Here is a 21,664-nt window from a genome sequence, read left to right as displayed (position 1 = left end):
CTCAGACCCACTGCCCGGTCGCCGTCCCCGCGGGGGACAGCGCCGTGCGCAGCTGCCGCCGCCCGGAGACGCCGAGCTTGGTGAAGACGTTGCCGAGGTGCCACTCCACCGTGCGCGGACTGATGAACAGCTGGGCGGCGATCTCGGAGTTGGTGTGCCCCTCCCTCGCCAGGACCGCGATCTGGGCCTCCTGGCTGGTCAGCCGGTACCGGTCCGCTGTGCCGAGTGCCCGCTTGCGTACGGTCTCGCCGGTCGCCAGCAGTTCGCGGTGGGCGCGTTCGGCGAAGCCGTCGGCCTTGATGCGGCTGAACACCTCGTGGGCGGCGCGCAGTTGGGCGCGGGCTTCCTGGCGGCGGTTGCGTCGGCGCAGCCACTCGCCGTACAGCAGGCGGGCGCGGGCCAGCTGGACGGCGATGCGGCAGCGTTCGAGGTGCTCGATCGCATCCTGGTAGAGGGCGTCGGCCGCGTGGTCGTCGCCGCTCAGCAGCGCGCGGGCGCAGGCCTCCGTGCCCAGGGCCCACTCGGTGCCGCAGGCTCGGGTGCGTTCGGCGAGCCGTTCCAGCGCCGTGGCGGCGGCCTCCGGCCGCCCGCTGCGGGCGGCCGCCTCGATCAGCTCGGACAGCGTCCAGCCGAGGAAGCCCAGGTCCTCGTACCGGCAGGCGCGCGCCGCCGCCTGCAGCGCGGCGTCGTAGCGGCCGAGTCCGTTGTAGAGCACGGCGGTCGAGTACTCGGCGAGACCGAGGGCGCGGCCCTCCCCGCGGTCGCCCACCTCCCGGATGTGGTGCTCGATCAGCTCCAGCGCCCGGGACTCCTCGCCCCGCCAGGCGGCCAGTAGGAGCGAGGTGTACATCATCGGCACGCTGCCCGTCGCCTCCGAGATCGCGGCCGCCTCGTCGATCAGGGCCTGCGCGGTGTCGAACTCTCCGGCGTGCACGTGGAAGCACGCCTGGTAGCTCAGCGCCATCGGGAGGACGGCGAGGGATCCCCCCGCGCGGGCGATGCACACCGCGCCGGACGCCAGTTCGCACCATGCGTCGTCGTTCCACAGCTCCAGCGCGAGGGGCTCGGGCGTCACCGGGCAGGCCAGCCAGAGCCAGCGCCGGTCGCCGTCCGCGCCGGCGGCGCCGGAGCGCAGTTCCTGGCGTACGCGGAACAGCGCGTCCCCGAGGGCGTCCACGCTCGCCGCGAAGCCGTCGAGGACCAGAGCGGCCACACTGTCCAGGAGTGCGTCGAGCGTCCGCGGCACGGGTGGCGCGGGCGCCGCGCGGGCCTCCTGCGCGACCTCGCGCAGGCCGGGCCCCTCACTGAGGCCGCCCGCGAAGATCGCCGCGCCGACAGCCTCGAGCAGGGTGTCACGGGCGAGCGAGACGTCGAGCGGTGCCAGCCGCCGTGCTGCGTCGAGCAGCAGCCGGGGCGCGTCGCTGCCGCGTACCTGGGAGAACTCCAGGCGGGCCCGCAGCCGTTCGGCTCGGGCGCGCTGCAGTGCGTCGAGCGGGCCGGTTTCTGCGGTCGCCAGCAGAGTGCGGGCGCGGTCGACCCCGCCGGCGTCGATGGCGGCCTGGGCGGCGGCCAGGGCACGGCCGGCGCGGCGCGCGGGATCGGGGGTGAGCTCGACCGCCTGGCGCAGGAACGCGGCAGCGGCGGCGGCCCCTCCCCGGCCCTGCGCCCGGCACGCCGAGCGTTCCAGGTCGAGGGCGACGCTCTCGTCGGGCCGCGCGGCGGCGTGGGCGCGGTGCCACGCCCGGCGATCGGGATCGAGGCGGGGATCGGTGGCCTCGGCCAGCGCGTGGTGCGCCGCCCGGCGCTCCGGCGCCGGCGTCCGCCGGTAGACGGCCGAGCGGGCCAGGGGGTGGGGGAAACGCACCGTGGCGCCGAACTCGACCAGCTCCGAGGCCTCGGCCGGACACGCGGCGTCCGCCGGTATGCCCTGCGCGGCGGCCGCGCGCCACAGCAGCGCCACGTCGCCGGTCGGCTCGGCCGCGGCGGTCAGCAGCAGCCGGCGACTGTCCCGCGGCAGCGTCAGGAACCGCTGGTGGAACGCGCTCTCCACGTGGCCCGCCGCCGCGCGCCTGCCCGGGAGCCAGAAGCCGCCCGCCAGTTCGGACGGGGTGAGCGTGCTCGGCAGGTGCAGCAGGACCATCGGGTTGCCGTGGGCTTCGGCGACGATCCGGTCCCGCACCACAGGGTCCAGCGGCACGCGCACGGCCGAGGCCAGCAGGGCGCGTGCGTCGGGTTCGCTCAGCCCCTTCACGGCCAGCTCGGGGAGCCCGGCCAGCTCCCGGTCGTCGTCGGGCTCGCGTACGGCCAGGACCAGGGCCACCGCCTCGGCCATCAGCCGCCTGGCGACGAAGGCCAGCACCTGCCGGGAGCCGCCGTCCAGCCACTGGGCGTCGTCCACGAAACAGGCCAGCGGCCGTTCCTCCGCGGCCCCGGCCAGCAGGCTCAGTACGGCCAGGCCCACGAGGAACCGGTTGGGTGCGGCGCCCTCCCGCAGCCCGAACGCGACGGACAGGGCGTCCCGCTGAGGTCCGGGCAGCCCGTCGATCCGGCACAGCAGAGGTGCGCACAACTGGTGGAGGCTGGCGAAGGGCAGCTCCATCTCCGCCTCGACGCCCGCGACGGCGGTGGTGCGGAATCCGGTGGCCCGGGCCGCCGTGTGGTCGAGGAGCGCGGTCTTGCCGATACCCGCCTCGCCGCGCAGGACCAGGACAGCGCTGGTGCCCGACCGTGCCGTGGCCAGGACCCGCTCCAGCGCGGCCAGCTCCTGCTCCCGGCCCCGCAGCCCGAGCTGTGCGTCGATCGCGGGCACACCCATGGGTCGATCTTCCTGATCGCGCGCCTGACGTGGTCATTTTAGTTCATTCGCGCCTTTTGGGTGAGTTGTTTCACCTTGCGACCCCCGGGGGATGGCCGTCGTCCCCGGGGTGCGGCCCCGGGGTGATCCCCGTGGTTTTCCCTGGGGCGATGCCGACCCCTTTCGGGCCACTTTGAGTGAGCCGGCGACGCAGTGTCGTCGCACATGACAAGGAGACGCCCAGATGTCCTTCACTCCGCAGCACCCGGAGATCCGTCCGTTCACGTTCGAGTTCTCCGACGCGGAACTCGCGGACCTGCGCGCGCGCATCGAGGCGGCGCGCTTCCCCGAGAAGGAGACCGTCGGCGACCAGTCGCAGGGCACCCAGCTCGCCACGATCAAGGAACTCGCCCGCTACTGGGCGAAGGAGTACGACTGGCGCAAGGTCGAGGCGAAGCTGAAGGCCCTGCCGCACTTCATCACCGAGATCGACGGGCTGGACATCCACTTCATCCACGTGCGCTCGAAGCACGCGGACGCCCTTCCGGTGATCGTGACGCACGGCTGGCCGGGCTCGATCGTCGAGCAGCTGAAGATCGTCGAGCCGCTCACCGACCCGACGGCCCACGGCGGCGACGCCTCCGACGCCTTCCACGTGGTGATCCCCTCGATGCCGGGCTACGGCTTCTCCGGCAAGCCCACCGCCAAGGGCTGGGGCCCGGAGCGCATAGCCGCCGCATGGGGCGAGCTGATGAAGCGCCTGGGCTACACCAGGTACGTCGCGCAGGGCGGCGACTGGGGCGCGGTCGTCACCGACCTCATGGGTGTGCAGGAGCCCGAGGGCCTGGTCGGCATCCACACCAACATGCCGAAGGTGATCCCGCCCGCCATCGAGGAGGCGATCGTGGCCGGCAACCCGCTGCCGTCCGACGTCGTCCTCGCCAACGACGAGGAGAAGGCCGCCGTCGAGCAGCTCGACTTCGTGTACCGGCACGTCTACTACGCGTACATCATGGGCTCGCGCCCGCAGTCGCTGACGGCCCTGGCGGACTCCCCGGTGGGTCTGGCGGCCTTCATGCTCGACCACGACAAGGCCAGCCTGGAGCTGATCACCAGGGCTTTCAACGGCGTGAGCGAGGGCCTGTCCCGCGACGACGTGCTGGACAACATCACCCTGTTCTGGCTGACCAACACCGCCGTCTCCGCGGCACGCCTGTACGGGGAGAACACGACCCCGTTCTTCGGTGCGAAGGGCGTCAAGCTCCCCGTCGCCGTCAGCGTCTTCCCGGACGAGCTCTACCAGGCCCCCAGGAGCTGGGCCGAGCAGGCCTATCCGAACCTGGTCCACTACAACCGGCTCCCCAAGGGCGGGCACTTCGCCGCCTGGGAGCAGCCGGAGCTCTTCGTGAACGAGGTCCGCACGGGCTTCCGCCCGATGCGGTAGCCGCCCCGGGTTGCGGAATCCCACCGTCCGCGCGGACGGTGGGATTCCGGGCCACATCACAGAGGAGGTTCCGCCATGGACGTCACGACCCTGGCCGGGCTCCTGCACGAGACCGAGGACCGCCACGGCGCGTACGAGGCGACCGCACCGGAGCACCACTGGTGGGACTGGTACGCCGCCTACCTGTTCGCCCGTGAGCAGGGCCGCACCCCGGACGAGGCCGCCCGCGAAGCCGCGGCCCACATGGAGGCGCTGCTGAAGTAGGCGGCCGCCGTCCCGGCTCAGGACGTGAGCGCCTCGGCCCAGTCCCGGAACAACTTCCGGGGCCGCAGCCCGGCGATCCCGTGCCGGCCGGAGACCCAGGTGGGCGTGAAGTGGACGCCGTACCGGGCGGCGAGCGACTTCGACGCGGCCAGCGCTCCGGTCATCGCCGGGGAGTCCCATGCCGTGCGCAGTCCGTCCGCGTCGCCGCCGGCCTCGGCCGCGAGGGAGAGCAGCAGCTCCCGGGACTCGATGTCGAGGCCGTCGGCGAAGTTCGCCGCGAAAACCGCGGCGGCGAAGCGGCCGGCGGCCTCCGGCGAGGTGGCCGCGAGCCATTCGTGGGCCGCCAGCGCCGGGCGGGAGCAGCCGATGCGGTCCGTCCAGCGCAGCGGCAGGCCGGCGGCCTCGGCCTCCCGGGCGAGGAACACGTAGCCCGGACCGGTGCGCGGGGCGGCCGGTATGCCGCCGGGCCCGATCTCGGGGTGGATCTGCAGCGCGTGCCCGACCACGTGCACCCCGTGCTCCCGGAGGATCCGGGAGCGGTCCTGGGCGACGTAGCAGTAGGGGCAGACGAAGTCGAACCAGTGCTCGGCGGTCGCGATGCGCGGCGGCGAGCCGGTCCCGGGGGCGAGAGCGACACACATCCGGTTCTCCTCGATGGGTTTTCATTACGACTCACAACTGTAACGAAACTCTCACCCGTGTTCTTCCCGGACCGGACCGCGACTGCGTGCGGAGGTCAGGAGGCGACGAGCGTGCGCAGTGCCGTCGCGACGAGTTCCGGGTCCTCCTCCGCCATGAAGTGGCCGCAGCCGACCGTGGTGTGCGTCAGGTCCGGCGCCCAGGCCTGCCAGAGGGCGCGTGCGTCGTAGCCGAGGGCGGCACCCCAGTCCTGCTGGAGGACCGCGACCGGCATCCGCAGCCGCCGCCCCGCGGCCCGGTCGGCGCGGTCGTGGTCGATGTCGACCGTCGCCGAGGCGCGGTAGTCGGCCACGATCGAGGGGACGGCCGCGCGGCACGCGTCGAGGTACGCGGCGCGCACCGCGGGCGGGACGGCGTCCGGGGACGGGTTCCAGACGTCGAGGAAGTGGCCGAAGAAGGCGTCGGGGGCGGCGCCGATCAACTCCTCGGGCAGGCCCGGCGGCTGGGCCATCAGATAGAGGTGGAAGGCGACGGCCGCGTCCGCGCCGCGCAGGACGTCCCACATGTCCAGGGTCGGCAGCACGTCGAGACAGGCCAGCCGGCTGACCGCGTCGGGATGGTCGAGCCCGGCGCGGAAGGCGACCAGGGCGCCGCGGTCGTGGCCGGCGAGCGCAAAGCGGTCGTGACCGAGGGCGCGGGCCAGCGCGACGACGTCCGCGGCCATGGTGCGCTTGGCGTACGTGGCGGGTCCCGCCGCGGCCGGCTTGTCGCTGGCGCCGTAACCCCGCAGGTCGGGGCAGATCACGGTGTGGTCGGCGGCCAGGTCGGCGGCGACGTGCCGCCACATGAGATGGGTCTGCGGGAAGCCGTGCAGCAGCACGAGGGGGCTGCCCGAGCCGCCGACGGCGACGTTGAGGGCGACCCCGTCGGCGACGGGGACGCGGTGGTGGGTGAAGCCGGGGACGAACGGTGTCATGGTGCGTTCTCTCGTTCCGTGGTCGTGGAGTCGGCTGCCCGCCGGGGCGGACGTCCCGAGCCTCCCGCCCGCCGATCAGCAACCGGTCAGCGCGTACCGTGGCAGCGGGGACGACGACCGGAGAGGTGGGCAGGGTGCGGGTCGCGTTCGGTGTGCTCGGGCCGGTCGTCGCCTGGGACGGCGACGGTCGCGCGCTCGCGCTCGGGGGACCGCGGCACCGGGAGGTGCTGGCGCGGCTGGTCGTGGCACGCCGCCGTGTCGTACCGGTGAACCGCCTGGTGGCGGATCTGTGGGACGAGCCGCCGGCCGGTGCCGTCGGGGCCGTGCAGACCTTCGTCGGCGCGCTGCGCCGCGGGCTGGAACCGGGGCGGCGGCCGCGGGCACCCACGCGGCTCCTGGTCACCGCGGGCACCGGGTACGCGCTGCGGGCGGACCCGGACAGCGTGGACGCCTGGCGGTTCGAGGCCGCCGTCGACGCCGCCGCGGCTCTGCCGCCCGCGCCGGCGCTGGCGCGGCTCGGCGAGGCCCTGGAACTGTGGCGCGGCCCCTCGTACGGCGAGTACGCCCACCGGGAGTGGGCCCGCGGCGAGCGCTCCCGCCTCGCCGAACTGCGGTTGCGGGCCGTCGAGCGGCGCGCCGAGGCCCGGCTGCGACTCGGCCTGGCCGCCGAGGCGGTACCCGACCTGGACGCGCACCTGACCGAGCACCCGTGGCGTGAGGACGCCTGGCGGCTCCTGGCGCTCGCGCTGTACCGCTCGGGCCGCCAGGGGGACGCGCTCGCCGTGCTGCGCAGGGCCCGGGCGATGCTGGCCCAGGGCCTGGGGCTCGACCCCGGACCGGCGCTGCGCCGCCTGGAGGCGGACGTACTCGCCCAGGACCCGCGCCTGGACCCGCAGGCGCCCCCGCCCGCCGACCCGGGCGACGCGGCCGCCCGTGTGTGGACGCGGGCGGCCGAGGCGTACGACCGCACCGTCGCCGCCGGGGCCCGCGCCCGGCTGGAGTCGACGGTCGGCCTGCTGCGCAATCTCGCGCTGACCGGGGGCGGCGGCCTGGAAGCCGCCCGCGAACACCGCCTCGCCGCCGTCACCGCGGCGGAGGAGACCGGCGACCCGGAGCTGACCGCCCGGGTGATCGGCGCGTACGACGTGCCGGCGATCTGGACCCGCGGCGACGACCCGGAACAGGCCCGGCGCGTCGTCGCCGCGGCCGAGCGCACCCTGGCCGCACTTCCCGCCGGCGCCGCGCACGAGACGGCCCGCTGCCGGCTGCTGGCCACGATCGCGGTGGAGACCCGCGGCATCCGCACCCCGCGCGGACCGCAGGCGGCGCGGCAGGCCGAGGAGGCGGCCCGCCGGCTCGACGACCCGGCTCTCCTCGCGTTCGCCCTCAACGGGGTGTTCATGCAGACGTGCACCCGGGCGGGCCTCGCCCCGCGCAGGGACGCGGTCGGCGCCGAACTGGTGGCGCTCGCCCGGCGGCACGGCCTGACGACGTACGAGGTGCTCGGGCACCTGATCCGTCTCCAGGCCCGCAGCGCCCTCGCCGACTTCCCCGCGGCCGACCTGCACGCCGCCGCGGTCGACGTACTCGCAGAACGTCACGAACTGCCCCTGGCGGGCGTCTTCACCCAGTGGTACCGCGCGCTGCGCACGGCCGCCTCCGGCGGCGGGGGCGCCTCGCGGGCCGAAGCCGCCTACCGGGCCGCCGCGGCGCGGCTGGAGGGCGCCGGGATGCCGGGCGTCGAACGGGGCCTGCTGCCGCTGTCGCTGCTCTGCCTCGACCTGGCCGACGGCCCCGTCCCGGCGGCGCGGCTCGCCGAGCGCGTGGACCCGGCCGCGGACTGGGGGCCGTACCGGCCGTGGGCGGAACCCTTCGCCCTGCTGCGCGCCGGCCGTCGCGCCGAGGCCCTGGCGGCGCTGCGGGCGCTGCCCGAGCCACCCCCCGACCTGCTGTACGAGGCGCTGTGCTGTCTGCAGGGCGTGCTCGCCGTCGAGCTCGGCGATCGCGAGGTCCTCGAGGAACTCCACGCCCGCCTGCTCCCCGCCGCCGGCCAACTCGCGGGAGCCGGCAGCGGTCTGCTCACCGCGGGCCCGGTGGACCGCCACCTCTGCGCCGTCGCGGCGGCGCTCGCCCGGTAGGCCCGGCGCCCGCGCCCCAAAGAGGAAGGGCCGGCACCCCGAGAGGTGCCGGCCCCTTGCATCCCCGGTGGATCAGATGGGGAGGATGTTCTCCGCCTGCGGGCCCTTCTGGCCCTGCGTGACGTCGAAGCTCACCTTCTGGCCCTCCTGGAGCTCACGGAAGCCCGAGGTGGCGATGTTGGAGTAGTGAGCGAAGACGTCGGCGCCGCCGCCGTCCTGCTCGATGAAGCCGAAGCCCTTTTCCGAGTTGAACCACTTCACGGTGCCGGTCGCCATGGGAATCTCCTTTGGGAGCAGTACACGAAGGCCGCACTTTGCGACCTCCCGTCGCCGCATTGACCCCTCCGGAAAGACCGGAAAACAAAAGTGCACCTGTCGGTTACATCCCGGCAGGTGCACGTAAAGTTCATGGGTACCAAAACTGCAACGCGCTTAACGTAGCACAGGTGTCACCACGCGATCCTGGAGGCCGGGTCCGCCGTCTGTACGTGGCGGACCCGGCCCCGTGGGCCCGCGGTCAGTAGGTGAACCGCTGGAGCCCGTTGGCCCAGGGGTTCACCAGGAAGACCGTGCGCGTGCCGGGGTCGAGGAACAGCCCGCGCCGGCTGGTGAAGTCGAAGTTGCTGGTGCTGAGCGTGGAGTTGACGAGGTTGGCGACGGGGTGCCGGGCGAGCACCCTGCCCGTGTCGGGGTCGACGACGGTGATCTCGCTCAGGGCGTTGTTGTCGCCCGTGGTGGCCTCCTCGTAGAGATGGGCGACGAGCGCGACGTGGTGCCGGGTGTCGAGCACCGGCCACATGACGCCGCGGGTGCCCAGGTCGGCCGGGGCGGCGGTGGCCAGGGACTTCTGGTCGGCCGAACGCCAGCTGCTGGTGGGGAACTCGCCCGTGGTGTAGCTGGGGGTGGCCGGGCCGGCTGCGACGTAGACCCGGTCGCCCCTGCCGTCGGGCAGGAGCCCGGCGGTGCAGGCGGGCATGGTCGTCAGCGGCGACACCTCGCGGGTGCCGGCGTCGACCGACACGGCCCAGTAGGGGACGCGTCCGGACAGGCAGGGCCCCATGGTCCCGGTGGTGGCGGCGAAGAACGTCCCGGTCGACGCGTCGACGGAGACGTTGCCGAAGGTTCGCCCCGGACTGTCCGCGTTGAGCGGGATCGGCGCGGAGACCTTGCCGGTGGCCATGTCGACGGTCCACAGCGAGGCCACGCCCGAGACCCCGTCGAAGGTCGTCACGGCCGCCCGGTGACGGGCCGGGTCGACGACCCCGCCCTGGAAGTAGACCGATGTCGAGCCCGTGCCCGGGTCGAGTGTGCTGAGCTTCACGCGCTCACCGGTCGCGGTGTCGCGCAGGTCGACCTCGGGGAGCACGCCGCCGTCGAACGGCCGGTGGCCGATGAGGGTGTGTCCCGTGCCGGGGTCGGCCCCCAGCACCTCCTGCATCATCGAGGTGCCGGTCTCACGGGACACCGTGGTGCCGAGGGTGCCCTCGGAGAGCGAGTACGCGGTGGTGGCGGAGCCCTCCAGGTGGATCCAGCCGTCGTCGCCCTCGGCGAAGTCGTCGGTGGAGAGCAGAGCCTTGCCGCCGCTGACCTCGATGTTCTCCAGGGTACCGGAGACGGTGTCGCCGTCGAGGTACTGCACGAACGACGTGGGCGACGCCTGCCCCACGGGCTTTCCGGCCCGGGTGGGGAGGATCCGGACCGGGTACTGCAGTCCGGTCGGCAGACCGAGTGCCCTCAGGTCGAGCACGGTCCGGCCCTTCACCGAGGGCAGCGGCCGGAAGAGGGTGGAGGCGTGGTCGACGCCGTTGTCGTCGCGGCCGCTGCCGTTCTGGTTGGTGGCGGTGTTGAGCGCCCCGTACAGGGTGGGGGCCGGGGTGAGGAACTCGATGGCCGCGCCGTCGGCGTGCCGCACCGAGGAGGCGTCCCAGGCGACCGTCAACTTCGGTTCCGGGCGGCTCAGCTCGACGGTGTGGGCCGTGGCGGACCTCCCCAGCCCCAGCAGCGGTGCCTGCGGCCGCTGGTCCGCGCCGGGCCCGACGCGCAGGGCGCGGAAGTCCCCGAAGACCTGGCCGTCGTAGAGCGTGACGCCGATGCCGTAGAGCCCGGCGCCACCTGGTCCGAAGGCGGAGGCGGGGATGGTCACCGTGCCCTTGGTGCCGGTGAGCGGGGTGCGCCACTGGGCACGCCACTTGTCGCTGGTGGTGAAGGGCGTCCAGTGGCCGACCGAGGAGAGCACCAGCTCGGGTGCGGTCGCGTCCCGCAGGCCGGTGAGGTCGTAGTGCACGGTGACGGGCTTGCCCAGCGGGGACGAGCCGGGCGCGGTCGGAGCCTTGGGCTGCACATATGTGCCGTCGGCGGCGCCGAAGGTGAGCCGCCGGCCGGTCGAGGCCACCACCTTGCTCCCGGAGAGCGCCTCGAACGTCACCTGCAGGGTGCGCGGTTCGCCGGAGGCGAGGGGCAGGCCGGCTGCGGCCAGCAGCTCGCGGGGCAGGACGCGCAGGCTGGGGCCCGCGGACGGGATCGTGCCCTTGTCGCCCACGCGCAGACGGTACGTCAGTTTCTGGTGGGCGCCCGTGAGGTCGAGGCCGAACGTGAGGGGCGAGACCGCGTTCTGCCCGGACGGGTTGCCCCAGGCGTCGGCGGGGCCCGCCAAATCGATGGCGGAGGGGTCGGTGGCCTCGACGAAGGCGGTGGTCGGGCTCACCGACAGCAACTGGCGCTCGGCGACGGACAGCCGCACCGCGGCCGGGGTGAGGTCGTGGCGCTCGGCGAGCACCCTCTCCACCGCCGCGGTCACGTCCAGCTGCGGGCCCATGCGCAGTTCCCGGTCGGCCTGCGGGGGCTGGGCGATCGGGCGGCCGGTGTCGACCAGCAGCTTCCTGACCTCACGCGGGCTGAGCTTCTGCCCGGTCGCCTCGGCGGCCGCCAGTACGTTGGCCGCCGCGGCGGCGATCATCGGGGCGGAGGCCGAGGTGCCGCCGTTGAGCACCACGCCCGGTCCGTCCGGGGTGTGGATCAGCGAGGGCAGGTTGTCGCCGGGCGCCGCCAGGTCGATCCGGCTGCCGAACCCCGAGGAGTAGCCGGCGGACCCGTTGTAGCGGGTCGTCGGGTAGACGGCGGTGCGTACGTCGTCCGAGCTCAGGGTGTCGTCGACGGTGGTGCCGCCGGCGGCGATCACCCCGGTGTCGCGGACCAGGGTGGGGGTGGTGGTGGGCGCGACGTCGTCGATGAACGTCTGCGCGCGGCTGCTCGACGTCAGGTCGGTCGGGGTGCTGCCGCCGTCGGGGCCGACCGACACCGGCAGGCCGAGGCGGGTGCCGTCGTTGGACGAGACGACCACGACGATCCCCGAGTCCACGATCGAGCGCAGGGTGTCCCTGATCTCCGGGTCGTCCTCCAGCCACCGCGAGGGGAAGCCGATCGAGCCGTCCGTGCCGAATCCGAGGCTCGCGGTGATGACGTCCGGCCGGGGCTTCTGGGCGGCAGCGGCCCGCAGCGCGGCCGCGATGCCCACGGCGGAGGGCTCCTCGGGGATCACCAGCCGGTACTGCGCGCCGGGCGCGATGCCCAGCAGGTCGGTGGCGCCGCTGCCGGTGGCCTCCGGGCGCTGCCGGTCGTGCGGCAGCGGGGCCATCATCGAGAAGTCCAGGAGTACTTCGGCGAGGTTGGGGTCCTGGCCCTCGATGGCGCCGGCCGGGTCGAGGCGGCCCTTGTTGTCGCTGGTGTAGGTCGGTATCAGCGGCAGGGAGGGGAAGTCCAGGTAGCGCTTGCCGTCGCGGAGCACCGTGGTCGGGCCGTTGAGGCGCACGTACTCGTCGCCAGCGTCGGCCATGCCCTGGTCGGTGAGGTCGCCCAGCGACACGTTGGTGACGATCTGGCCCTCGCCGGGCAGCGCGCGCAGATATGTGGCGGTGTCCTGGAAGGCACCGACCGCGTTGACGCCGCCCGCGTTGAGGTACGACTGGAAGGACGTCGTCAGGCCCTCGTTGGCGGGCAGGTCCTTGGCGGCCGCGGCGGGAGCCGCGGTGCGGGCCGCGGCCCGGTCGCCGATGCCGTCGACGGCCGCGAGGACCTTCTTCGGGAGCGGCACGGCACCGGAGTTCATCGTGCGGGGCCGGACCGCGGAGCCGGGGCCGGTGGACGCGCCCACGCTGTACGGCGTCAGCGCGGCGGCGTCGGCCCGGCGCCGGAGGATCTCGGCCGAGGGGGTCAGCGGGTCGCCGAACGCGCTGCGGCCCTTGCCGGCCGCCACGGGGAAGGCCCGGGTGGTGCCGTCCTTGCGGGTCAGGGTGCCTGAGCCGTCGTCGGACCAGCGCAGCACCGAGCCGTCGGCGAGGGTGAGGGAGTGAGCCGCGGGGGCCGCGTGGGCCGCGGACCGGGACGCAGGGGCGTCCGGGTCCGCGGCGTGGGCGACGGAAGGCACGGCGATGGTGGACAACAGGGCGGCGAGCGCCGTGAAGCGTGCTCGTCTGAAGCGGTGGGACATGCAACGCCCTTCGTGATCGGGTGAGGAACGTGCAGAGGGCCGGCGGGTCTTCGGGACGGGCGGACGGAGCTCACCTTGACGGTGTCACGTCACACCGGACAAGCTCCGGCAGCTGCGGGTTTGTGCAGTTGCCCACATGCGCGGGGCGTGCCGCGGCCCGGCCGGGCGGTCACGCGCCGTCCCGCTCCGCGAGGCGGACCAGGTGCACGGCCGAGCTGGCCCAGTCCCCCGGCGGCAGGTCGAGCGAGAGTCCGTACCCGTCGAGCACCGTCGCGTGGTGCACGGTCCCCGTGCGCGTGTCGCGGTAGCGGGCCCCCGGCGTGAGACCGCCCAGCCGCACCGGTCCCCGCGGGCCGCCGTGCCGCTGCACGCGCTGCCAGGCGAGCACCAGCGCCTCGCTCCCGTCGTGCGCGGCGTACTCCACCACGGTCGGGCCCTCGTCCCCGGGGCCGCGCAGGCGGTGCAGCGCGCCGTGCTGGACGAGGTGCCGGACCCGCTTGTACCCGGCCACCAGCTCGGCGCCTTCGGCCAGTTCCTCCTCGGGCCAGCGGGTGAGGTCACCGCCGATGCCCAGCAGCCCGGCCATCGCGACGTGGAAGCGGAAGCGCAGCGGCACCGTGCGGTGCGTCAGCTGGTTCGGCACGTCGGTCACCCAGGCGGCCATCGTGCGCGCGGGGTAGACCTGGCCGTAGCCGTGCTGGATGGCCACGCGGTCGGCGGCGTCGGTGTTGTCCGAGGGCCACGCCTGGTCGGTGCGGGAGAGGATGCCGAGGTCCACCCGGCCCCCGCCGCCGCTGCAGGACTCGATCCGCAACTGCGGGTGGTCGGCGCGGAGCCGGTCGATCACCCCGTAGAGGTTGTGCACGTACCGCGTCCACAGCCGGTCCGCGCCGTCGTCGCGGCCGGGCCAGCCGGCCTCGCTGAAGGCGCGGTTCATGTCCCACTTGAGGAAGTCCACGCCGTTCTTCGCGACGAGCCGGGTGAGCCAGTCGTACGCCCAGTCGGCGACGTCCTGCCGCGCGAAGTTGAGGACCAGCTGGTTGCGCAGCTCGGTCCGGGTCCGGTCCGGCACATGCAGCACCCAGTCCGGGTGCTCGCGGTAGAGGTCGCTGTCGGGGTTGACCATCTCCGGTTCCACCCACAGGCCGAAGCGCATCCCGAGCCGGTGCACCTCGTCGGAGAGGGGTGCGAGCCCTGAGGGGAAGCGGTCGGCGGCCGGGGCCCAGTCGCCCAGTCCCGCACGGTCGTGGCGCCGTGCCCCGAACCATCCGTCGTCGACGACGTACAGCTCCACGCCGAGCGTGGCGGCCCGGGCGGCGAGCGCCCTCTGGCCGGGCTCGTCGACGTCGAAGCCGGTGGCCTCCCAGGAGTTGTAGAGCACCGGCGCCGTCTCCCACGGGTGCGGCAGGACATGGGCCAGGGTGTGGGCGTGCCACGCGCGGCTCGCGGCACCGAAGCCGCCGTCGGTGCACACGGCGGCGAAGCCCGGCGTGGTGAACTCCTCGCCGGGGGCCAGCGGCACGCTCGTCCCGTCGTGCCCGGCGCCCCCGGTGAACCCGGCCCGGCCGTCGGGGGTCCGCTGCGCGGTGATCCGCCAACTGCCGCTCCACGCCAGGGCGGCGCTCCACACCCGGCCGTGGGTCTCGGTGGCGTCGCCCGCGTCGAGCATCACCCAGGGGTTCGCGTGGTGACTGGTGATGCCGCGACGGCTGGTCAGCACGGTCTCGCCGTACGGCAGCCGGTCCCGGCGCAGTTGGCTCTCCGCGGACCACTGGCCGGTCACGTGGCTGAGCCGGTAGTCGGGCAGCGGCGGCAGGCTCCACGCGGCGGAGTCGGCCCGGAGCACGGTGATGCCTCGGTCGCCCGCGTTGCGCAGGACGGTGTGCCGCTCGATGACGTCGCTGTCCTCGTGCACGCGGTACCGCAGGGTGACTTCCAGCGGGTGGACGCGGTCGCGGAACCGCAGCGACAACTCGGCTGCGCCGGGGGCGGGTTCGTGTACGTCGTGTCCTACGGGCCGCCACTCGAAGGCCCGGGTCCCGTCGGCGAAGCGGACCTGGAGCGACGGCGGCCCGAAGCGGGCGCCGCCGTCGACGGGGAGCTCCTCGCCCACCGGGGGCCGGCCCTCGAAGCTGCTCGCGTCCGGCCCCGCGGGGACGGCGAGTTCGGCCGCCTCCTCGAGGGTCAGCCGCGGACCCCAGGCGATGTGGCAGGGGGCACCGGTGGCGTCGATGCGCAGCGCGTACGACGTGCGCGGGGTGCTCAGCAGCCAGATCCCGGTGTCCGGGGCATGGGAGATCACGGGCATGGGTCCTCACGTTCTGGTGGTGCCAGGGGACAGGCGGCAGCCAATCCTTACCTTGGATCGGATGTCAACACCCACCCTGGTCCGGGGTTTTCCAGTTGACGTGACCTCACAGGGGCAACTTCCGAGGAACCTTGATTCTTTTATTGACAGCAGAAAAGAACCCCCCTAGGTTCCCGGCCATGCGCTCGATCCTGCCGGGGGAGGCGTTCCCGGCCCACACGCCGGCCGCCTCCCAGATCTTCACCACCGTCCTCTGCCACGGTCCGCTCACCCGCACCGAGGTCGCCAAGCGTGCCGGGCTGTCCGCGGCCGCGGTCACCAAGGCGGTCCGGCCGCTGATCGAGGCCGGTTACCTCGTCGAGGACGTGGACGAGGAGGCGCGCCCCTCCCTGGGGCGGCCGGCCAACCCCGTGCGGGTGGACGGCGGCCGGGCGCTGTTCATCGGCCTCAAGATCACCGGGGACGAGATCATCGGCGTGCTCACCGACCTGTGCTGCCGGATCCGTACCTCCCGCCACGTACCGCTGGCGGCCCCCGGCCCCCGGGCCGTCCTGGAGTCGGCGGCGGCCCTGGTGCACGAACTGCTCGCGGAGGCCGACGGTTTCGGCGTCCCCGTCAGCGGCCTGGGCATCGCGGTCTCCGGCGACGTGGACCGGGCCGGCGGCGTGGTGCGCTACTCGCCGTTCCTCGACTGGCGCGACATCCCGCTGGCGGAGCTGGCGGAGATGACCACGGGCCTGCCCGTCACCGTCGACAACGACGTCAGGGCGCTCACCGTCGCCGAGCAGTGGTTCGGCGCCGGGGTGGGCCTGTCCGACTTCGCCGTGGTGACGGTCGGCGCGGGCATCGGCTGCGGTCTGGTCGTGCACGGACGGGTGGTCTCGGGCGCGTACGGCGTGGCCGGTGAGATCGGGCATCTGTCCATCGACCCGGCCGGACCGCCTTGCCACTGCGGCAACCGCGGCTGCGTGGAGGCGATCGCGGCGGACCCCGCCATCGTCCGCGCCGTCCGCGAGGCGACGGGCATCCCCGTGGCCGACGCCGCCGAGGCGCTGAGGCTGGCCCACGGGGGCGACCCGGGGGCCAGGGAGGTGTACGCGCGGGCCGGTGCGGCGATCGGCCGTGCCATCGGTTCGGTGGCCAACCTCTTCGGCCCCGAGCGAGTGATCATCTCGGGCGAGGGCCTGGTGGCCCACGACCTGTTCGCCGACCAGATCCTCGAGGCGTTCGCCGCCTCCGCCTTCGGCACCGCCGGGCAGTGCGACCTGCGGACGCGGCCGCTGCCCTTCGAGGAGTGGGCGCGCGGGGCCGCGGCCACCGCGATCCAGTCCTTCATCAGATCAGACACGTACTAGGAGTAGCGATGACGCTGCAGAGCCGCACCGTCCTGACCGCGCCTCAGCCCAGCCGCCGCACCGTGGTCGGCGGGCTGTTCGGGCTCGGCGCCGCGGCGCTTGCCGCCCCCCTCCTCACCGCCTGCGGCGGCGGGGCGGCGGCCGACCCCAAGACGGTGACCTTCGGGTCCAACGGGGCCGACGCCACGCCCAAGTCCGCCTACGCGGCCGTGACCAAGGCCTTCGCCAAGGAGAGCGGCCTGACGGTCAAGACCAACACCGTCGACCACGACAGCTTCCAGAAGAGCATCTCCAGCTATCTGCAGGGCACCCCGGACGACGTCTTCACCTGGTTCGCCGGCTACCGCATGCAGTACTTCGCCAAGAAGGGCCTCGCCACCCCCCTCGACGACGTGTGGGAGAAGATAGGCGGCGGCTTCAGCGAGGCCACCAAGCAGCTGTCCCAGGGCGAGGACGGCAAGTTCTACTTCGTCCCGCTGTACAACTACCCCTGGGGCGTCTTCTACCGGAAGAGCCTCTTCCAGGAGCGCGGCTACACCGTCCCGCGCACCTGGTCCGAGTTCACCGCGCTCGCCAAGCGGATGAAGAAGGACGGCCTCTCCCCGATCGCCTCCGGGTACGGCGGCGGCGACGCCTGGAGCATCCTCGGCGCCTTCGACTACCTCAACCTGCGGGCCAACGGCTACGAGTTCCACATGTCCCTGATGCGCGGCGAGGTCTCCTGGACCGACAAGCGCGCCGCCACCACCCTCGACCTGTGGCGCGAGATCAGCCCGTACTACCAGCAGGGCGCCGGCGGACGCTCGTGGCAGGACGCGGCCCAGTCCCTGCTGGACAAGAAGTCCGGCATGGCGGTCATCGGCCTCTTCCTCGGCCAGCAGGTCTCCGACGAGGCGCTCCGCGCCGACATCGACTTCTTCCCCTTCCCCGAGATCGACCCGGCCAACGGGCAGGACGCCGTCGAGGCGCCCACGGACGGCTTCATGCTCAGCCGTCGCCCCAAGAACGAGAAGGGCGCCAAGAAGCTCCTGGAGTTCCTGGGCAGCGCCAAGGCCGAGGGCCTGTACATGGGCGTCGACCCCAGCAACGTGGCCGTCCACGCGCAGGCCGACACCGGCTCCTACAACCCGCTGCAGAAGAAGTCCGCCGAACTCATCGCCTCCGCCAAGCACATCACCCAGTTCGCCGACCGCGACAGCGACCCCGGGTTCATCTCCACGGTCGTCCTGCCCGGACTCACCCAGTGGCTCGGCCACCCGGACGACGGTGCCGCCCTGCTGAAGCGCATCGAGTCGCAGCGCTCGCGCTTCTTCACCTCCTGACCGGACCGGGAAGGTTCACCGTGCCCTCCGCGTCCCCCACCGCTCCCCCCGCACCCGCGCCGCAGGCCCCCGCCACCGGGGCGTCCCGCCGCCGCCCCCGCCGGCTCGGTCCCGGTGACCGGCTCTTCCTGGCCGTCGTCATCGGGGTGCCGCTGCTCGCCCTGCTGGTCTTCGTCTGGCTGCCGGCCCTGGCCTCCATGGGCCTGTCCTTCACCAGCTGGGACGGCATCTACCTGTCCGACATCCACTGGGTCGGGCTCGACAACTACCACCAGATCCTCACCAACTACCCGCCGTTCTGGCCCGCGGTGCGGCACAACGTCATCTGGCTGCTCTTCACCGCGCTGCTGCCCACCCCGTTCGGGATCTTCCTCGCCTACCAGCTCGACCGGAAGCTCCGCTTCACCCGGGTCTACCAGACGGCGATCTTCCTGCCGATGGTGCTCTCGCTGGCCGTGGTCGGTCTCATCTGGGAGATCATCTACAACCCCGACACGGGCCTGCTGGACGGCATCCTGAACGCGGCGGCCCCCGGCCACCACGTCGACTGGCTGGGCGACCCCGACCTCAACCTGTGGGCCGTCCTGGTCGCCTCGGCCTGGCGGCACACCGGCTACATCATGATCCTCTACCTGGCCGGGCTGAAGGGCGTCGACCCGGCCCTGAAGGAGGCCGCCGCCCTCGACGGCGCCAACGGCCGCCAGACCTTCCTGAAGGTGGTCTTCCCCGCCCTCAAGCCGGTCAACGTCATCATCCTGGTCGTCACCGTCATGGAGTCCCTGCGGGCCTTCGACGTCGTCTACGTGCTCGGCGGCGGCGTCGGCAGCAAGCCCGGCATGGAACTGCTGTCCCTGCTGATCACCGACAACATCATCGGTGAGTCCAGCCACATCGGTTACGGCTCCGCCCTCGCGGTCGTCCTGCTCCTGGTCTCCCTCGCCGCCATCGGGACCTTCCTCGTCCAGAACTTCCGGAAGGAGGACCGGTGACCACGACCGCCACCGCGCCCGTCAGCCCGGCCCGCCCCCGCGACGAACCGCCGTACGGCGGCGCCGTGTCCAAGCCCCCGCGGCAGACCGGCCGGCACCTGATGCTCGCCACGATCGCGCTGCTGTGGCTGCTGCCGCTGCTGTGGGCCGTCTACACCTCGCTGCGCCCCTACGCGGACACCAGCAAGCACGGCTACCTGTCCTGGCCCCGCGGCATCAGCCTGCAGAACTACACCGACGCCTGGAACCAGTCCGGCATGCCGCACTTCTTCTGGAACTCGGTCCTCATCACCGTCCCGTCCGTGCTGGGCACCCTGCTGTTCTCCGCGGCCGTCGCCTTCTTCGTCTCCCGCTTCGACTTCCGCTGGAACATCGCGCTGCTGATGCTCTTCACCGCGGGCAACCTGCTGCCCGCGCAGGTGCTCATCACCCCGCTCTACCGGCTCTACCTGCTGGTCCCGCTGCCGGCGTGGATGAGCGACTCGCTGCTCCTGTACAACTCGACGTGGGGCATCATCGCCATCCACATCGCCTACCAGTGCGGCTTCTGCACCTTCGTGCTGAGCAACTACATGAAGACCATCCCGGGGGAGATCTCCGAGGCGGCCCTCGTCGACGGCGCCCAGGTGTGGCGGCAGTTCTTCCAGATCATCCTGCCGCTGTGCCGGCCCGCCTTCGCCGCGCTGGCCACCCTGGAGTCGATCTGGATCTACAACGACTTCTTCTGGCCGCTCGCCCTCATCGAGACGGGTGACAAGCGCCCCATCACCTCCGCCCTGGCCAACCTGCAGGGCCAGTACTTCACCAACCCCAACCTCATCGCCGCCGGCGCGCTGATGACCGCCGTCCCCACGCTGCTCGTGTACTTCGCGCTCCAGCGGCAGTTCATCAGCGGCCTGACCATCGGCTCGGGCAAGGGCTGACCTCGCCAGGCCCGGCACACCCGCACCGCACCCGCCGTACCCCCACCCCCAGGAGGCCCGACCCATGCGGTCACCCTCGCGCTCCACCCTGCCCTCGACCGCCGCCAGGACCCTGCTCGTCCTGGCCCTCACCGCCGGAGTGTCGGCGGCCGTCCCCGCGGCCGGGGCGACCGGCCCGGACACCGCGCCCACCGCGACCGCGGCCACCGCGCACCACGCCGCCGCCAAGCCCTACATGGGCTGGTCGAGCTGGAGCATGCAGTCCTCGAAGTACCCCGGACTCAACCCCACCGGCGACTACAGCTACCTGACGGAGGCGAACGTCCTCAAGCAGGCCGACGCCATGGCCGCCAAGCTGAAGAAGTACGGCTACGACTACGTCAACCTGGACGCCGGCTGGTGGCGCGACCAGTCCTGGAAGCCCGAGTTCGACGCGTACGGCCGGCAGACCCCCGACCCCGAGCGCTTCCCGCGCGGCATGAAGGCGGTCGCCGACCACGTCCACGCCAAGGGCCTCAAGGCCGGCATCTACCTGCCCGTCGGCCTGGAGAAGGAGGGGTACGGCGACGGCAAGGTGCCGATCTGGAACACCACCGACTGCACCACCGCCGACATCGTCTACGACGACCTGCGCACCACCAACGGCTGGGACAGCTCCTACAAGATCGACTTCTCGAACCCCTGCGCGCAGAAGTACGTCGACTCCCAGGCGCGGATGATCGCCGACTGGGGCTACGACTTCCTGAAGATCGACGGCGTCGGCCCCGGCTCCTTCAAGAGCGGCGACAACTACGACAACCGCGCCGACATCGCCGCCTGGCAGAAGGCCATCGCCGCCACCGGCCGTCCCATCCACCTCGAACTGTCCTGGTCGCTGGACATCGGCCACGTCGCCGACTGGAAGAAGTACTCCGACGGCTGGCGCATCGACACCGACGTCGAGTGCTACTGCGACACCCTCGTCAGCTGGGAGAACTCGGTCGACGACCGCTTCGACGACGCCGCCGCCTGGAGCCGGCACGGCGGCCCCGGCGGCTGGAACGACCTGGACTCCCTCGACGTCGGCAACGGCGAGATGGACGGCCTCACCAAGGCCGAGCGGCAGACCTACATGACGCTGTGGGCCATCGCCAAGTCCCCGCTGTACACCGGTGACGACCTCACCCGCCTCGACGACTACGGGCTCTCCCTGCTGACCAACCGCGAGGTCATCGCCCTCAACCAGTCGAGCACCCCGCCGGCCCGCCCCGTCACCCCCGCCGACGACCAGCAGGTCTGGGCGGCGAAGAACGCCGACGGCAGCTACACCGTCGCGCTGTTCAACCTCGCCGCCACCCCCGCGGCCGTGACCGCCGACTGGACCTCGCTCGGCTTCTCCGGCCGCGCCTCCGTCCGCGACGTGTGGAGCCACGAGGACCTCGGCTCGTACCGGGACAAGGTCACCAAGTCCCTCCCGGCGCACGGATCGCGCCTGTTCACCGTCACCCCGCACGGACCCGCCCAGCGCACCACCGGCTACGAGGCGGAGGCCGCCGGCAACACCCTGGCGGGCAACGCCTCCCTCGCCGACTGCTCCGCCTGCTCCGGCGGCCGCAAGGCCGGCAACCTCTACCTCGGGGGCGCGCTCACCTTCAACGACGTCGTGGTGAAGAAGGCCGGCACCTACCTGGTCAAGGTCGCCTACGTGAGCGGTGACGTCCGCACCGTCCAGGTCTCCGCCAACGGCGACGCCGCCACGGGGCACCGGTTCCCCTCCACGGGCGACTGGGGCACCGTCGAGACGGTGAGTGTCCCCGTCACGCTCGAGGCGGGTGCCAACACCGTCACCTTCGGCAGCGGCACCTCGTACGCCCCGGACATCGACCGGATCGACGTGCCCAAGCTGTCCTGACGCCCCGTGGGGCCCGGCACGCGCCGGGCCCCACGGCGGCCGGAAGGCAGGACGGGCCGGCAGACACGGACGGGGGAGCGCGTATCTGCCGACCCACGGTCACCATAGGGCCCCTCGGGGGGCGGCCGCCCGCCC

General features: G+C 73.0%; 14 protein-coding genes. 8 read left to right on the top strand and 6 right to left on the bottom strand.

Features of this window, described 5'->3' with window-relative positions:
* Nucleotide 1: 1 nt before the first annotated feature.
* Nucleotides 2–2,815, bottom strand: coding sequence for a helix-turn-helix transcriptional regulator (locus CHF15_RS13390; protein WP_089223958.1), 2,814 nt, complete (start codon nucleotides 2,813–2,815; stop codon nucleotides 2–4).
* A gap of 223 nt (nucleotides 2,816–3,038) precedes the next feature.
* Between CHF15_RS13390 and CHF15_RS13385 the strand changes: the two genes are divergently transcribed.
* Both CHF15_RS13385 and CHF15_RS13380 read left to right on the top strand, forming a co-directional pair.
* Nucleotides 3,039–4,238, top strand: coding sequence for an epoxide hydrolase family protein (locus CHF15_RS13385; protein WP_089223957.1), 1,200 nt, complete (start codon nucleotides 3,039–3,041; stop codon nucleotides 4,236–4,238).
* Between the two features lie 75 nt (nucleotides 4,239–4,313).
* Nucleotides 4,314–4,502 (top strand): bleomycin resistance protein, encoded by a 189-nt coding sequence (locus tag CHF15_RS13380; protein WP_089223956.1) that lies wholly within the window; start codon nucleotides 4,314–4,316, stop codon nucleotides 4,500–4,502.
* 17 nt (nucleotides 4,503–4,519) lie between these two features.
* Here the strand turns inward: CHF15_RS13380 and CHF15_RS13375 are convergent, their stop codons facing one another.
* Together CHF15_RS13375 and CHF15_RS13370 are read right to left on the bottom strand one after the other, a co-directional pair.
* Nucleotides 4,520–5,143: a DsbA family oxidoreductase gene (locus tag CHF15_RS13375; RefSeq protein WP_089223955.1), complete on the bottom strand. Its 624-nt coding sequence runs from the start codon at nucleotides 5,141–5,143 to the stop codon at nucleotides 4,520–4,522.
* A gap of 95 nt (nucleotides 5,144–5,238) precedes the next feature.
* The gene (locus CHF15_RS13370; RefSeq protein WP_089223954.1) at nucleotides 5,239–6,117 is read right to left on the bottom strand and encodes an alpha/beta fold hydrolase; all 879 of its coding nucleotides are present in this window, start codon (nucleotides 6,115–6,117) and stop codon (nucleotides 5,239–5,241) included.
* Nucleotides 6,118–6,251: 134 nt separating this feature from the next.
* Here CHF15_RS13370 and CHF15_RS13365 point away from each other — a divergent pair, with 134 nt between their 5' ends.
* A complete protein-coding gene (locus CHF15_RS13365; protein WP_089223953.1) occupies nucleotides 6,252–8,255 on the top strand; it encodes a BTAD domain-containing putative transcriptional regulator in 2,004 nt (667 codons plus the stop codon).
* Nucleotides 8,256–8,327: 72 nt separating this feature from the next.
* On the opposite strand, the gene CHF15_RS13360 is transcribed toward CHF15_RS13365, so the two are convergent.
* From CHF15_RS13360 to CHF15_RS13350, 3 genes are all read right to left on the bottom strand, one after another.
* The gene (locus CHF15_RS13360; RefSeq protein ID WP_018563672.1) at nucleotides 8,328–8,531 is read right to left on the bottom strand and encodes a cold-shock protein; all 204 of its coding nucleotides are present in this window, start codon (nucleotides 8,529–8,531) and stop codon (nucleotides 8,328–8,330) included.
* A gap of 241 nt (nucleotides 8,532–8,772) precedes the next feature.
* Nucleotides 8,773–12,741, bottom strand: coding sequence for a S8 family serine peptidase (locus CHF15_RS13355; protein ID WP_089223952.1), 3,969 nt, complete (start codon nucleotides 12,739–12,741; stop codon nucleotides 8,773–8,775).
* A 169-nt stretch (nucleotides 12,742–12,910) separates the two neighbouring features.
* On the bottom strand, nucleotides 12,911–15,049 hold the full coding sequence (locus CHF15_RS13350; protein WP_089223951.1) for an alpha-galactosidase: 2,139 nt from the start codon (nucleotides 15,047–15,049) through the stop codon (nucleotides 12,911–12,913).
* A 179-nt stretch (nucleotides 15,050–15,228) separates the two neighbouring features.
* Between CHF15_RS13350 and CHF15_RS13345 the strand changes: the two genes are divergently transcribed.
* From CHF15_RS13345 to CHF15_RS13325, 5 genes are all read left to right on the top strand, one after another.
* On the top strand, nucleotides 15,229–16,404 hold the full coding sequence (locus tag CHF15_RS13345; protein ID WP_089223950.1) for an ROK family transcriptional regulator: 1,176 nt from the start codon (nucleotides 15,229–15,231) through the stop codon (nucleotides 16,402–16,404).
* 8 nt (nucleotides 16,405–16,412) lie between these two features.
* Complete coding sequence (locus tag CHF15_RS13340; RefSeq protein WP_089223949.1) at nucleotides 16,413–17,726, top strand: ABC transporter substrate-binding protein; 1,314 nt, start codon at nucleotides 16,413–16,415, stop codon at nucleotides 17,724–17,726.
* Between the two features lie 20 nt (nucleotides 17,727–17,746).
* Entirely contained in the window at nucleotides 17,747–18,715 is a 969-nt protein-coding gene (locus CHF15_RS13335; RefSeq protein WP_089223948.1) for a carbohydrate ABC transporter permease, read from the top strand.
* Nucleotides 18,712–19,638: a carbohydrate ABC transporter permease gene (locus CHF15_RS13330; protein WP_089223947.1), complete on the top strand. Its 927-nt coding sequence runs from the start codon at nucleotides 18,712–18,714 to the stop codon at nucleotides 19,636–19,638. The genes CHF15_RS13335 and CHF15_RS13330 overlap by 4 nt, the downstream gene beginning before the upstream one ends.
* A gap of 64 nt (nucleotides 19,639–19,702) precedes the next feature.
* A complete protein-coding gene (locus CHF15_RS13325) occupies nucleotides 19,703–21,529 on the top strand; it encodes an alpha-galactosidase D (RefSeq protein WP_089223946.1) in 1,827 nt (608 codons plus the stop codon).
* Nucleotides 21,530–21,664 lie beyond the last annotated feature (135 nt).

Source organism: Actinacidiphila glaucinigra (assembly GCF_900188405.1).
Classification (GTDB): Bacteria; Actinomycetota; Actinomycetes; order Streptomycetales; family Streptomycetaceae; genus Actinacidiphila; species Actinacidiphila glaucinigra.
This window is presented reverse-complemented; position numbering and strand designations above follow the sequence as displayed.

Excerpts from the sequence above, each read along its gene's own strand:
- CHF15_RS13390 (WP_089223958.1), bottom strand. The coding sequence starts at position 2,815 with ATGGGTGTGCCCGCGATCGACGCACAGCTCGGGCTGCGGGGCCGGGAG.
- CHF15_RS13385 (WP_089223957.1), top strand. The coding sequence starts at position 3,039 with ATGTCCTTCACTCCGCAGCACCCGGAGATCCGTCCGTTCACGTTCGAG.
- CHF15_RS13380 (WP_089223956.1), top strand. The coding sequence starts at position 4,314 with ATGGACGTCACGACCCTGGCCGGGCTCCTGCACGAGACCGAGGACCGC.
- CHF15_RS13375 (WP_089223955.1), bottom strand. The coding sequence starts at position 5,143 with ATGTGTGTCGCTCTCGCCCCCGGGACCGGCTCGCCGCCGCGCATCGCG.
- CHF15_RS13370 (WP_089223954.1), bottom strand. The coding sequence starts at position 6,117 with ATGACACCGTTCGTCCCCGGCTTCACCCACCACCGCGTCCCCGTCGCC.
- CHF15_RS13360 (WP_018563672.1), bottom strand. The coding sequence starts at position 8,531 with ATGGCGACCGGCACCGTGAAGTGGTTCAACTCGGAAAAGGGCTTCGGC.
- CHF15_RS13355 (WP_089223952.1), bottom strand. The coding sequence starts at position 12,741 with ATGTCCCACCGCTTCAGACGAGCACGCTTCACGGCGCTCGCCGCCCTG.
- CHF15_RS13350 (WP_089223951.1), bottom strand. The coding sequence starts at position 15,049 with ATGCCCGTGATCTCCCATGCCCCGGACACCGGGATCTGGCTGCTGAGC.
- CHF15_RS13345 (WP_089223950.1), top strand. The coding sequence starts at position 15,229 with ATGCGCTCGATCCTGCCGGGGGAGGCGTTCCCGGCCCACACGCCGGCC.
- CHF15_RS13340 (WP_089223949.1), top strand. The coding sequence starts at position 16,413 with ATGACGCTGCAGAGCCGCACCGTCCTGACCGCGCCTCAGCCCAGCCGC.
- CHF15_RS13325 (WP_089223946.1), top strand. The coding sequence starts at position 19,703 with ATGCGGTCACCCTCGCGCTCCACCCTGCCCTCGACCGCCGCCAGGACC.